Genomic DNA, 14560 nt, shown 5'->3' on the forward strand with positions numbered 1-14560 from the left:
TGTGTTAACAGCGATGTTCTTAGTATTGTTTGCAATGTTAGTAGTATTATTTTCTACCTTAACATTTGTTTCGTTGATGCGTTTACTATTATCTACAATAGCCTGTGCGTTTACAGCGATGTTCTTAGTATTATTTGTGATGTTAGTAGTATTATTTTCTACCTTACCATTGATATTAGTGATTTGAGTTTTAATATCGTTGATAACTGTAGAGGATTGACCTACTTTGCCTTTCAATTCATCAATAGCTTTAGCGTTGATATTGATATTCTTAGTATTATTTTCAATAGCAACCTTGTTGTCGCCGATAAACTTACGGTTTTCAAGAGCAATTGTGCCAGCTACATTAATATCTTTTGTATTTTGATCTACCCGTTTAGTTAAGCCATCTAAATCGCCTTTAATACCAGCAACTTTTACATTCACATTATTAATAGCTGTTGTATTAGCATCTACTTTAACATTTGTTTCATTGATACGTTTACTATTATCTACGATAGCTGCTGCATTAGCATCTACTTTAACATTTGTTTCGTTGATACGTTTACTATTATCTACGATAGCTTGTGCATTAACAGCGATGTTCTTAGTATTGTTCGCAATGTTAGTAGTATTATTTTCTACCTTAACATTTGTTTCATTGATGCGTTTACTATTATCTACGATAGATTGTGCATTAACAGCGATGTTCTTAGTATTGTTCGCAATGTTAGTAGTATTATTTTCTACCTTAACATTTGTTTCGTTGATGCGTTTGCTATTATCCACGATAGCTTGTGCATTAATAGCGATGTTCTTAGTATTATTTGTGATATTAGTAGTGTTATTTTCTACCTTACCGTTGATATTAGTGATTTGATTTTTAATATCGTTGATAACAGTAGAGGATTTACCTACTTGACCTTTCAATTCATCGATAGCTTTAGCATTGATATTGATATTCTTAGTATTGTTTGCAATGTTAGTAGTATTAACATTTACATTATCTTCAACAGCACTAATGCGTGTAGAGTTATCTACAACATTGCCTTCTAAGTAATCTAAACGTTGATCATGACGATCTACGCGACCTTTAAGGCCATCCAAGTCGCCTTTAACGCCATCAATCTTAACGTTCACTTCACCAATCTTAGTATTGATTGTATTGTTGATTTGTTTGTTATTTTCGTTGATTTTTACATCGATGTTTTTATCAACTTTATTAAGAATTGTAGTATTGTTGTTAGCAATAGCAGTTTCAATATTATTATTGATTACTGTATTGTTATTATTGATAGCTGTTTCGATGTTCTTATTGATAACAGTGTTGTTATTAGTGATTGCAGTGTTGATATCATTTCTAATCACTGTGTTATTGGCTTCAATCTTAGCATTGATTGTATTTTCAACATTAGTGATTGTTGTACCAATTTGGCCTTTTAATTTCTTGATATCATCTTCATTAGCACTAATACGTGTGGAGTTATCTTCAATATTGCCTTGCAAGTAGTCTAAACGTTCGTCATGACGATCTACGCGTTTAGTAAGACCAGCTACATCACCTTTAACACCATCTACACGAACATTAACATTATTGATTGCTGTTGTATTAGCATCAATTTTCTTGTTAACATCAACGATATTAGCATCTATTTTCTTGCTCAAGTCGATAACATTGTTATCAATCTTCGTATTGATTTCATTAACCTTGTTATCAATGTTTGTGTTGATTTCAGTTACTTTATTATCAATCTTAGCGTTGATTTCATTAACTTTATTATCTACCTTCGTATTGATAGTTACATCGTTCTTATCAATCTTAGCATTAATTTCGTTAACCTTGTTATCAATCTTAGTATTGATTTCGTTTACTTTATTATCAACTTTTTTGTTGATAGTAATATTATTATTATCAATTTTTGTATTGATAATATTTACATTATTATCGATTTTTTTGTTAATAATATTTACATTGTTATCAATATTTGCATTGATTTCAGTTACTTTGTTATCAATTTTTTGATCAATAGCAATTACTTTGTTGTCAATCTTAGTATTGATTTCTGTAACCTTATTATCGATCTTAGTATTGATTTCATTAACTTTATTATCTACTTTTGTATTGATAGCGATGTCGTTTTGATCAATCTTTTTATTGATGTTTGTAATATCGTTTTTAATATTATTAATATCTACTTGAACATTACCAATATTTTGACCAACTTTACCCTTCAAATCAGCAATATCCTTTGTATTGATATTAACTTGATTTGTAGTATTGCTCAAATCAGTCTTAATGTTCTTAACATCATTTTCTACAGCTTGTAAACGACCTTCATGGTTGCTCATAGCGTCAAGAATAGTATTAATACGATTATTATTAAATTCTATTTTAGTTGTATTGCCGTCAACCTTAGTGTTTACATTGTTAATTGTAGTGTTAACATTATTAATCTTAGCATCAACATCAGCATTCACTTTATTGATAATAGTTGTGTTGTTAGCATTAATTTCATTTTTGATTGTCTTATTGATTTCGACATTATTTTGTTTAATGCTATTATCAATGTTAGCGTTAATAACTGTGTTATTAGCGTTGATTTTATTATCAATATTAGTGTTTACTGTATTGATAATATTTGTTTTACTATTATCAATTTTAATGTCTACATCTTTATTGATTTGATTAATAATCTTAGTGTTGTTTTCATTAATCTTATTATCAATTGTTGTGTTGATGTTGTTGATAGTAGTACCAACTTTACCTTTCAACTCTTCGATAGCTTTTTTATTATCATTGATGTCTTTTTTGTTATCGCCGATAAGTTTACGGTTTTCTATCGCAATAGTATTGTTGAAAGTGATATTTTTAGTGTTTTCGTTAACTTGTTTAGACAAGTCAGCAATAGACTTGCTGTTATTGTTAACGTTAACAGTCAAGTTGTTGATAGCTTTACTATTAGCATCTACCTTAACATCTACCTTGTTAATATTCGCTTGTAATTCGTTTTTAACATTAGCAATATTTTGATTGATTTTTACATTATTTTCGTCAATCTTATTAACAATTGTTTTGTTAATTTCAACATTATTCGCTTCAATGCTATTTTTGATATTATTGTTAATAACAGTGTTATTAGCATTAATTTCATTCTTAATAGTCTTGTTGATTTCTACATTGTTAGCATTGATTTCGTTTTTAATGTTGTTATTAATAACAGTATTGTTGTTTTGAATACTTTCATTAATAGTTTTGTTTACTGTATTGATGATAGACGTATTATTCTTTTCAATCTTAGCATCAATATTTTGGTCTACTTTATTAATGATTGTTGTATTGTTATTTTCAATCTTAGCATCAATATTTTGATTTACTTGATTGATGATAGTAGTGTTATTATTTTGAATTTCTTTTTTGATGTTGTTATTTACTTGGTTAATAATATTCTTATTATTTTCTTCAATTTTAACATCAATTTTTGCGTTTACAGTATTGTTTACTTGATTAATAACATTGTTAGTAACCTTGTTGATAACATTTTTAGTTACATTATTTGTAACTTTGTTTTCAATGTTTTTCACACTGTTATTAAGTGTATCAACTTTTACATTAAGATTATTAATCGCTAATGTATTTTTAGATACCTTATCAGCTAAACAATAGAATTTACTATTAAGGCAGTTAACATTACCTTTCAATACGCTAATATTGTAAGTATTTTGGTTAACTTGATTTTTAATATTAGTTAAATCAACAATAACCTTACCAGAGCCTTGTTTTTGAGATTGTTGGCCCCATTGTTGTTGGTCTTGTTGTTGCCATTGTTGACCTTGTTGTTGATTTTGTTGGCTTTGTTGCCATTGTTGTTGATCTTGTTGATCTTGTTGATGTAAATCAATTGGTTGTTGTTCAACTGCTTGACTACCTTGGCCAGGTGTTAACCATTTTTGACTACCAATAAGATCAGTTCTATACCAATCTGCAGGTGTGGATGCAGAAGCAATGCCTCCACCCAAACTGGCACTTAACAAAATTGCAGCTACAATTGTAGTTGCTGTTTTTTGATGCGACTTAGCTAACTCAGATGTTACTACATATGCATTCTTAGTCGCACTCCATACTACTTTGAATACCTTATTCATATTAAGTTCCCTCCCAACTTATGCGGCTCTCACCCCGCACAGATGAAATAAATGAAAATACTGGAATATACTTCACTAAATATTCACAATATCTAATTAAATACTAGCACAAGATATTTTAAAATTAAAGCGTTTTTTTAATAAGTTAAACTTATGCTTCATATTTTACTCATCGTTTTATATGGCAACAATCTTGAAAAAGCCTTGTTTATCAAATTTTTCCGATATATAAATTTTCCTCTTCATTTTATATTTAATTAATATTTTTACTTGTATTTTTATTTACACAGATAAAAAAGGCCTATCAATGTATATGTATACATTAATAGGCCTTATATATTTTACCGTTTATTAATCTAATTAGAATTTAGATTCGATAGCACCTTGCAAATCACCTTTTGGTAAGAAACCAATTTTACGATCTACTACTTCGCCATCTTTCAAAATTACAAATGTAGGTAATACTTCTACTTGTAAATCACGTGCCAAGCTTGGTTCTTCATCAGCATTTACTTTTACAAAGTTTGCTTTACCTTCTAGTTCACCAGCGATTTCTTCAATAACTGGCATCATACGTACACAGTAACCGCACCATGGAGCCCAGAAATCAATAACTGTTACGCCACCTTGATTAAGAAGATCTTGATATTCTGCTGTTTTTAACTCTTTTAATTCGCTCATTATTTCCTCCTAAGGCAATTGAACTAATACACAATCTTGAATGTAATCCAAACCTACCTCTTTAGCCTTAGCTAAAACTGCTGGTTTATCCGCACCTGGTTGTAACCAAATCATCTTAATGCCCAATTGTTTACATTCATCAATTGCTGCAAGCCCTGCTGCTTCTGGTACAACAAAATCAACAACGCTAGGAACAACTGGCAACGAAGATAGACTTGGATAACAAGTATCGCCATCGATACTCGTTACATTTGGATTAACCGGATAGACTTCATATCCATGCTCTTTTAAGCACTTATAAATCTTATACCCAAACTTATCGGTTTTATGAGTGGCACCTATTACAGCCCAAACTTTTTCAGCTAACGCATCTTTAATAGTCATTCTTACCACCTCTTATATACTATTATATATCAATATCGAAAACTGTCAATATATTATATCGATTTTTTTAAAACAATATGTTCACAGCCTAACTCTTCGGTTCGCGCTGTATATGTTAATAATGATGCTAGAGAAATACTCGGTGCATCACATTGAGGTAACAATCCCGCCAATACAGCTAATTCTCCCAAAATACGTTCTGCAGTCCACCCCATATCTCTCAATTCTTTTACAGTTATACTTTTCTGCCGTTTTGAAAGCCTATGTCCATCGTTATCTATGAGCAGCGGTGCATGGCCATAGCAAGGAGGCTCAGCATGTAACGTGCGGTACAAATACATTTGTTGAGCCGTAGTTTCCAGTAAATCGTGCCCCCGAATGATTTCAGTAATCCCCATTGCTATATCATCTAGTACGACCGCTAAATTATAGGAATACATGCCATCCCCACGGCGCAATACAAAATCATCAACACCTTGGCGCAATACAAAATGCTGCAGCCCTTGGTATATATCGTTGAAATCCATAGTTGAATCAGTCACCTTAATACGCATTGACGGATTTTTTTCTAATCTCTTCAATTTCACTGTGGCACTATCTAAACTACGACAATGTCCATCATAATGATGAACGACTTCACCTCGATGAGGTGCAGAAGCAATGGATTGCAAGCGAGTACGATTACAAAAACATGGATAGATTAGACCTGTATTCTCTAATTGTTGTAAGACCTCATCATACATTGGCAACCGTTCACTTTGCCAATACGATGGTTCTGGCCCACCCACACGAGGGCCCTCATCCCATTCAAAGCCAAGCCATTCTAAATCATCTAGCAAGGCTTCGCCAAAAGAACGCTTAGAGCGCTGCATATCGATATCTTCCATGCGTACCACATAGGTACCATGTTGGTTACGGGTCGATATATACGACAAAAGGGCGATCCACACATTCCCTAGGTGGATATACCCCGTTGGGCTAGGTGCGAATCGTCCTTTCATAAATAGTATCTCCTTATATGCACTCTAATAATATACTATATATTAATACATTATTATATTAACACATGGTGAGGATAGCCTCAGTTTACAAACTATATATTAGCCAAGGGATATAATGCTATCAAAGACACCAGCATCTTTGATTTTTTGTTCGTTACCCATAGAGCAAATATGATTATCCTTTAACACAGGTTCTACCACATCTGCAAGAGCTACGATATCTTCTGGCTTACAGCCGATGACTTGTTTTCTAAATGCTACCTTATCTTCAATATTGGCACCACTAAAGTATAGCCCCATAGCACGAGGGCCACGCAATGCTGGTGTCATTGGTAAATCAAGACCACTCATAGTACCGATAATATATTTACGCATTTCTCGATCTGTTAATGTAAATTGACGTAAGTATTCAGGTAACTCTTTATATACATTAAGTGTTTCCACAAGATTTGGATCTCGATAGCTACAGAAAATCATATTACCATCGTCGTAGAAGTTAGCAAATGCGCCATAGGCCCCACCTTGTACACGAATGCGAATCCATAAGTATTCATAACGCAAGATTGTTTCTAATACGCTCATAGCACCAACATGAGTAAATCCATGATCGATGAAATTACCACCTTGTGCCACATATTGAACCTTACCAGCTGTGACAATACCTTCATTGCTCGTTGTATGGTCTATGGATAATACATTATTTGGCAATGCCTCTGCATTCCAAGTACTGAGCAATGGTTCCATCAACTCTGTAAATGGTACTAATTCTTGTTCTTCACCTACGAACATGATTTCTACATTGTTAGAACGGAAAATTTTGCGAGCTACATCAGCTAATTTTTCTGGCAATAATGGTAATGCTGCAGGATTAGTAGCTAATTCGCTGATTTTTTGATAATACCCTAAGTTACCGTCATCGCGGAATTTACCAACCTTTGATACCTTAGCCATTACGCGTTGACTAACGATGGTGTTTCCTCTACGGAACGCCTCATTATCCCAAATAGCTTTGCCTTCTTGTACAAGTTCTGTTAAACGCGTTACATCGGTGTATTGAGCATCGTGAATAACTTCATTTACGATATTACACAATTCAGGTAATTTAGCATGCAATACCTTACTACGTACAACCATGAGCGGTACGAATTCATCTCGTTGTCCTGCTTTACTAATGCCTGTAATATCAGCACTCAAACCACCAAGATTTAGATTGATTAATTTTGCCAAATCTTCATAAGAACGTTTGGAAGTATCTACGCGGCCGATGATATCACTTAAGATATCTGCATAGAATAATTCGTCCTCAGTGAGGCAATCTAGCTTAAAATAGTAAGCCACATAGTTGATGCCCTTTGTGAAAGTAGGAACAAAATGAAGTTTTGTATGACCAATCGTACTTTCACGACGTTCCACATCTTCCACTTCTGGACTCAAATCAGATAATTCTAAAAGTGGAATAGTAGCTAGCGCTTCTTCACTATCTGGTGTCTCTTGACGAAGTTTAAGGCGTTTTGTTTGTTCAACGATACCTTCTAGCTCATCTTGTGACATAGAAGCTTTAATAGCTGCTAATTGTTCCTTAACATCTGCATCCTTTTTATCTTGCAATCCTTGTTCAGGATACAAGGATACGAGAGACTTATGATGATTATCCAATAAGGAATGACGAATCAAATCCTCAAAGTAAGAACCTTGAAGGCCTTTGCGAATATTAACTAACGCTTCTTCATAATGCAACAACTCAATTGGATCCTTACCGTATAACCAATTGTCCATCATGCGGATAATATAAGCTAAACCGATTGGACGACCACCAAAGTCGCTTTCACGAAGGGTAAACTCAATGCTATTAAGAGAAGCTTCTAATAATTCCTTGTCGATACCATCCTTACAAAATTGTTGTAATGTAGATTCAACAATCTCTTGTAATTGACCTTGTTTATCCATATTAGAGCCGCTGGCTTGAACAACCCAAATTGGTTGACGGATGCTATCTAGGTAATAACCAGATACATCAGAACCAATACCGGCTTTCACCAATGCTTGTTTTAAAGGTGCTGCAGGAGATGTTAATAAAGCATGTGTTAATACCTCAAAAGCAAGGCTTTGTTCTGGTGTTACATGGGGCAATACATAGGAGAATGCATGTAACGTACGATTATCCGTACTTTCATCAGAGCCTACACTATAAGGATATGTAATCACTTTACATTCCTTAAACGGAGCCTGCTCAGTCACCTCAGTATCGATTTCAATAGCATCGAAATGGCTCAAATATTCATCGTTGATAAAGCGCAATTGTTCTTCGATATTCATTGTGCCATATAGGAAAATATAGCTGTTGGATGGGTGATAGTACACATCGTAGAATTTCTTGAATTTTTCGTAAGTCAAGTCCGTAATATTATCTGGATTACCACCGGAGTCAACACCATATGTTGTATCAGGGAACAAGGAATGCATCAATTCGCGTTCTAGTACGGAATCTGGAGAGGAGTAAACCCCTTTCATCTCGTTAAATACAACGCCCTTATACGTTAACTCATCATCAACAGAATCAAGCTCATAATGCCAACCTTCTTGCATCATAATTTCTGGATCCTTTGCTGCCCGTGGATAAAAAACAGCATCGAGGTATACATCCATTAAATTGTGGAAATCCTTGTCATTCTTACTTGCTACAGGATACATCGTTTTATCCGGATAGGTCATAGCATTTAAGAATGTATTCAAAGAACCTTTTACAAGTTCTACAAATGGTTCTTTTAATGGAAATTTACGAGAACCACAAAGCACGGAGTGCTCCATGATATGAGCGACACCTGTGCTATCTTGAGGAGTCGTTCTAAAGGCAATATTAAATACTTTATTAGTGTCTGGTGAGTCAATATAAATAAGACGAGCACCAGATTTTTCATGTTTCATTTCATAGGCTGTACCATTGATTTCATCAATACGTTCTATGCGATCAAGGCGAAAACCAGAATATATTTTATTCAGTTCCATAGATACCCTTCTTTCTAATTTGTTTATAATGTATATATATATGTAAAATCTTAATCTATTATTGACTATCTATTATACCACATTACGAAGATTTACACGAATTTTCAAGAATTATTATCAAATTACAAAGATTATCTATAACTTATTCTTATTTATGAGATATGAATGTTGCATATAATAACAAAATAAATTAGGACACCCTTATAGGAGTGTCCTGATTTTATTATTTATCTTGTTTGATTTGCCACTTTTGATTGCGTCGACTTGTCAAAAGCCCTTCGAGAACAACCTCAAATTGGCGAAAACTCATTGTATAGGGAGCATACATATCTGGTACTACTTTATAAGATATGGTCACCTCTGACGCATCATAATTATAAAATATACCATGTAAATTGCTCACTGTTGTATAGCCTGTCTGTGCTTGCTCTAATGTGGGAATAGGTTGTGTTTTTAAATTCGCTAATAAATCGCTAATAAAACCTTCCTTACGCCCTTGATCATCGAGCATTTCATCCATAAATGTGCGTAGACTATCCATCATGTATGTTAGCCTCGTTCGTTTAACAAAAGACCATTATGAATAACACGAACTGCATCTTTTACGCGGTTTTGTGCAACCAAGCAAGAAATACTGATTTCAGAAGTACTGATGATTTCAATATTGATGCCTTCTTTACTAAGGATATCAAACATTTGAGCAGCTACGCCAGGTTGACCCAACATACCAGCGCCAATGATAGATACTTTTGCCATATTTTCATCAATATTAACAGCTTCGATATCAACAGTTTGTTGTAATTCTTTCAACACTTCACGTGCCAATACCACATCATCAAGAGCAATTGTAAAGATAAGGTCAGTTTTAGGTTCACCTACGGAACGAATAGATTGAACAATCATATCCACATCAACATTTTTTTCTGCTAATGCTTTGAATACTTTTGCTGCAATACCAGGTTTATTTTCAACGCCCACAAGAGCTACTTTTGCTGTATTTGTATCATCGGCTACGCCTGTAATTACGTGTTTATTAGATTCCACAGTATAATCCTCCCGAATAATTGTGCCTGTATTATTACTGAATGTAGAACGAACATGAATTGGTACACCATAACGGAAACCCATTTCAACAGCACGCGGTTGCATTACGCCTGCACCTAAACGTGCCATTTCAAGCATTTCGCCATACGTAACTTCTTCTAGTTTAAAAGCTTCCTTTGCTACGCGAGGGTCAGTAGAGTATACACCTTCTACATCTGTAAAGATTTCACATACATCGGCTTTCATAGCGCCTGCTAAAGCAACCGCTGTTGTATCAGAACCACCACGGCCTAATGTTACCATGTCACCGTATTCGGTAATACCTTGGAAACCAGCAACAACAACAATATTGCCTGCATCCAATGCTTCGAATACACGATTAGGATCTACACCTAAAATACGACCTTTATTAAAGTTATCACTACTTGTAATACCTGCTTGATCACCAGTTAAAGAAACAGCCTTTTGACCGCGTTCATTAAACGCCATAGCCATCAATGCAATCGTTACTTGTTCGCCAGTAGACAACAAGCGGTCCATTTCACGACCATATGGTTTAGATGTTACTTGTTTTGCCAAAGATACCAAGTCATCTGTTGTATCCCCCATAGCGGATACAACTATTACAATGCGATCGTCCTCTTTCTTTTCATGAAGGACACGATCAACGATATTAAATATTTTTTCAGGTGTTGCAACAGAACTGCCACCAAACTTTTTGACGATTAATGCCACTATTATCCCTCATTTATCATTGTACTAAAAAATAACATGCATATACTTTACCACAAAACAAACCGCACTGTAAAGGGATATACAGGTATTTTTCCACTATAAAAGAACAAAATTCTTTTTATAGCGGACATACATTGTATTTATAATCAATCGTTAATGTTCGTAACTTGTCATACGCTCCATACAAAAAAGGCCAGCCCTAAGGCTGACCTTTTACAGTCAAATACAATTTATTATTCAACTACGATAGCTTTTTCAGATTCCCATAAACCATGGATGTTGCAGTAAGATACAGCAATCAATTTACCAGATTTATTCAAGGATACTGCCAATGTACCTGCGGAAACTGCATGTACAGGACCTTCGTTTGCTGTTGCACCGTCACCATGTACGTTGAAGGATAATTCACCAACTTCATAAGGCAATTGAGTACCTTCAGCTACGAAGTACAATTTAATCCATTCAATGTGATGTTCTACAGTGTTTGGATGAGCAATGTCTTTACCAACAGATAATTTTACGTCGAATGCTTCACCTGCTTTTACTTTATCAGCAGCTTCGATAACAGGAACGTGTTTTTCAGTAGCGAAATCGCCAGATTTAATGTAATCATGTACAGCCATAGTTAACCTCCTGGTTATAGTTATATACATACTTAATGTCTAAGAATATTAGCACCTTGTGCCTATGACTATATTATACATTTTCGATATAGTTTAGGCAAGGACTTTTTCGAAAATTTTCTATATTTAAAACTCGATTCCTCTTGCTGCTTTTATGCCTTTTTCGTAAGCGTGTTTTACTACGTTCATTTCGGTCACTGTATCAGCGATGTCAATGATTTCAGGTTTTGCATAGCGACCTGTTAGGATAACATGTAGTCGCTCTGGTTTTTGTTTAAGCATATCTACAACGGAGTTAACATCGATGAGTTCATAGTTAATAGCATTGTTGATTTCGTCCATAACGATGAGATCCCATTTGTCGGAGTTGACTTCTTCTACTAGTGTTTTCCACGCTTCTTGAGCTGCTGCTTTGTGTTTTTCTAGTTCTTCTACAGTAACTTTATCTCGGTTGTAGTAGATAAATCCTTTACCCATGGATTTAATGGTAACCGCATCACCTAGTTTTTTTAGGCCTTCTAGTTCACCGTATCCATGACCGCTTTTGATGAATTGTAGAATCAAAACTTTCAAGCCTTGTCCTACGGCGCGTAAAACAACACCTAAAGCGGCTGTTGTCTTTCCTTTACCATTACCTGTATTTACGAGAATTAAACCACGTTCGCTCATTTCTATACTCCTATTATCTATGTCACACTATGTAGGGCTGCATCTATAGTTAATATAACAATTAAATACTAATATAATAGATTTATTTAGTATGACCAAAGGCTTCACACATATCTACAAAATGCTTAGCCCCTTCAAGAGAACCAGCAAAGTTAAGATGTAGATAGGATGCCAACACATTATCGGTAGCATACCCACCATCATAGGACTGCGGTTTGCGGCCCCCTTCTAAGTGAAAGGCCCAAGGGAAATCTTCAATGGTTGGTTCCATGGTGGAGAAATGGAATTCATGACCATGCAAAGCTGTTCCTGTATTGCCAAGTAATGTATTGCGTTTAGCCGTTGCCGTTACATATCCTACCTTTTGCAGTTTTTGTTGCATTACACAATTGGCAGGCACAACACCAACTGTATCAAACACATTACCATCAAAATCGTGAATATGTTCACAAAGGTACATAAGGCCACCACATTCAGCATAGATAGGCATACTACATTGATTAGCTTTACGGATTGATTCCTTCATGGCCGTATTTTCAGATAAAGCCTGCAAGAACATTTCAGGGAAACCACCGCCAAATACGAGGCCATCTACATCAGGAATAGCGCTATCATTTAAAGGGCTAAAGTAAACTAGCTCAGCGCCTTGAGCTTCAAGGGCAGATAAGCTGGCTGGATAGTAGAACGAAAAGGCTTCATCATAAGCAACGCCAATTTTTGTTCGTTTAGTAACACCCTTGGTTATATCAATCGGTGCCGGCATAGGTGCTGCACTAGCCGCTACCTTATAGAGTGCCTCTAAATCTACCATAGATTCCACGGCATGCTGAATCGTTGCAATTGCCTCTGTAGGGTCAACTTCTGTAACTGGTGTCAAACCAAGATGACGCTCAGGAGAATGCATGCGGTCATCACGGCGTATAGCACCAATAACAGGAACGCCAATTTTTTCCATACCTTCACGGACCATGCGTTCATGATTATCGGAACCTAAGCGATTTAAAATGACGCCTTTAAAATCCACATCCTTATCATACTCTCTAAAGCCCATGGCAATGGCCGCCGCGCTTTCACCCATGGCCTTACAATCGATAACGAGCACAACAGGAGCACCTAATTGCTTAGCAATTTGAGCCGTACTGCTCACACCCTCTCGGCCACCATCATAGAGCCCCATAACGCCTTCAATAATGGCCAGATCTGCATCGCCCGCCATGGATGCAAAAAATGTTGGCAATGTATCCGGTGGAACTAACCAAGAATCTAAATTATAACTTTCACGGCCCGATGCAATTTTATGAAAGCCCGGATCGATATAATCCGGGCCCACTTTAAAGGATTGCACCCCATGGCCACTTGCTCGATACGCTGCGAGAAGGCCCGCAACAATAGTCGTTTTGCCGACACCGGAATTGGTACCAGCTATAACAACACGTGGAATGGGTACAGTATTCATATGTATTACCTCTTATTAATACTATCTATACGGCTTTCACTAAAAGCATTCAGACATCAGAGTATAGTCAATTAACGATCTTTACGTTTTGCCAAAATTGTGGACAAATAGTTTAATTTCTTGTCCTTAGGCATATTATCAAGACCTACGAAAACTTGTTCATCAGGCAAGCCAACGCGAGAAATCATAACCGCGTCGTCAGCCATATTGTGTTTCAACAATACTTCTTGCACTTCATCAAAGTTTTTATACACCTTCATGATAACTGCATCATCGGCAACAGCCATAACAGCATCAATTTTTTCCTTAGGTGCAGTGGCTGGAACGATAGCCAAAACCTCTTCTTTTTCTACGATTGGATAGCCAAGATGGGAACCAATGGCACAGAATGCAGTGATACCAGGAATTGTTTCAATTTCAAAGCCTGTATTTTCAATCAAACGATATACGTACATATATGTACTATAGAACATTGGATCGCCAAGTGTTAAGAAAACAACATTTTTACCTTGTTCTAAATAAGATACGATAACGCGCTTAGCCTCTTCCCAACCTTCTTGTTGTGTAGCATCATCGAGCACCATTGGGAATACAACTGGAACGATTTCAGTATGTTCTTGAATGTATGGTTTTGCAATATTAAGGGCTACAGAACCATCTTTCTTTTCTGTTTTAGGTGTAATGATAACGTCTGCTTCGCCTACAATACGCGCAGCTTTCACAGTCATTAATTCAGAGTCCCCAGGACCAACACCTATGCCATATAATTTACCTTTCATGATGATTCTCCTATTCTATATTTCAATATGATTAACATTACTATTATACCTAATTTATTA

General features: G+C 35.5%; 11 protein-coding genes. All 11 read right to left on the minus strand.

Annotation, left to right across the window (positions count from 1 at the left end):
* Positions 1 to 4122 (minus strand): ESPR-type extended signal peptide-containing protein (locus HMPREF1504_RS05820; RefSeq protein WP_038124264.1); only part of this gene is annotated, 4122 nt, incomplete at its 3' end.
* A gap of 360 nt (positions 4123 to 4482) precedes the next feature.
* Positions 4483 to 4803 carry a co-chaperone YbbN gene (locus HMPREF1504_RS05825; RefSeq protein ID WP_005376372.1) on the minus strand — a complete coding sequence of 107 codons (321 nt, stop codon included), beginning with the start codon at positions 4801 to 4803 and terminating at the stop codon, positions 4483 to 4485.
* 9 nt (positions 4804 to 4812) lie between these two features.
* On the minus strand, positions 4813 to 5187 hold the full coding sequence (locus HMPREF1504_RS05830) for a CoA-binding protein (protein ID WP_005376120.1): 375 nt from the start codon (positions 5185 to 5187) through the stop codon (positions 4813 to 4815).
* Positions 5188 to 5240: 53 nt separating this feature from the next.
* Positions 5241 to 6188 carry a tRNA glutamyl-Q(34) synthetase GluQRS gene (gene gluQRS / locus HMPREF1504_RS05835; protein ID WP_038124266.1) on the minus strand — a complete coding sequence of 316 codons (948 nt, stop codon included), beginning with the start codon at positions 6186 to 6188 and terminating at the stop codon, positions 5241 to 5243.
* Positions 6189 to 6287: 99 nt separating this feature from the next.
* Positions 6288 to 9194 carry an insulinase family protein gene (locus tag HMPREF1504_RS05840; RefSeq protein ID WP_038124268.1) on the minus strand — a complete coding sequence of 969 codons (2907 nt, stop codon included), beginning with the start codon at positions 9192 to 9194 and terminating at the stop codon, positions 6288 to 6290.
* A 223-nt stretch (positions 9195 to 9417) separates the two neighbouring features.
* Positions 9418 to 9735 carry a hypothetical protein gene (locus HMPREF1504_RS05845; protein WP_038124353.1) on the minus strand — a complete coding sequence of 106 codons (318 nt, stop codon included), beginning with the start codon at positions 9733 to 9735 and terminating at the stop codon, positions 9418 to 9420.
* An 8-nt stretch (positions 9736 to 9743) separates the two neighbouring features.
* Complete coding sequence (locus HMPREF1504_RS05850; RefSeq protein WP_038124271.1) at positions 9744 to 10973, minus strand: aspartate kinase; 1230 nt, start codon at positions 10971 to 10973, stop codon at positions 9744 to 9746.
* Positions 10974 to 11206: 233 nt separating this feature from the next.
* Positions 11207 to 11596, minus strand: a complete 390-nt coding sequence (locus tag HMPREF1504_RS05855; RefSeq protein ID WP_005376230.1) for a class II SORL domain-containing protein — start codon at positions 11594 to 11596, stop codon at positions 11207 to 11209.
* Positions 11597 to 11722: 126 nt separating this feature from the next.
* Positions 11723 to 12265: a cob(I)yrinic acid a,c-diamide adenosyltransferase gene (gene cobO, locus HMPREF1504_RS05860; RefSeq protein ID WP_038124276.1), complete on the minus strand. Its 543-nt coding sequence runs from the start codon at positions 12263 to 12265 to the stop codon at positions 11723 to 11725.
* A gap of 82 nt (positions 12266 to 12347) precedes the next feature.
* Positions 12348 to 13721, minus strand: coding sequence for a cobyrinate a,c-diamide synthase (locus tag HMPREF1504_RS05865; RefSeq protein WP_038124279.1), 1374 nt, complete (start codon positions 13719 to 13721; stop codon positions 12348 to 12350).
* 71 nt (positions 13722 to 13792) lie between these two features.
* The gene (cobI, locus tag HMPREF1504_RS05870) at positions 13793 to 14500 is read right to left on the minus strand and encodes a precorrin-2 C(20)-methyltransferase (RefSeq protein ID WP_005376046.1); all 708 of its coding nucleotides are present in this window, start codon (positions 14498 to 14500) and stop codon (positions 13793 to 13795) included.
* Positions 14501 to 14560 lie beyond the last annotated feature (60 nt).

It is taken from the genome of Veillonella sp. ICM51a, assembly GCF_000524355.1.
GTDB lineage: Bacteria > Bacillota > Negativicutes > Veillonellales > Veillonellaceae > Veillonella > Veillonella atypica.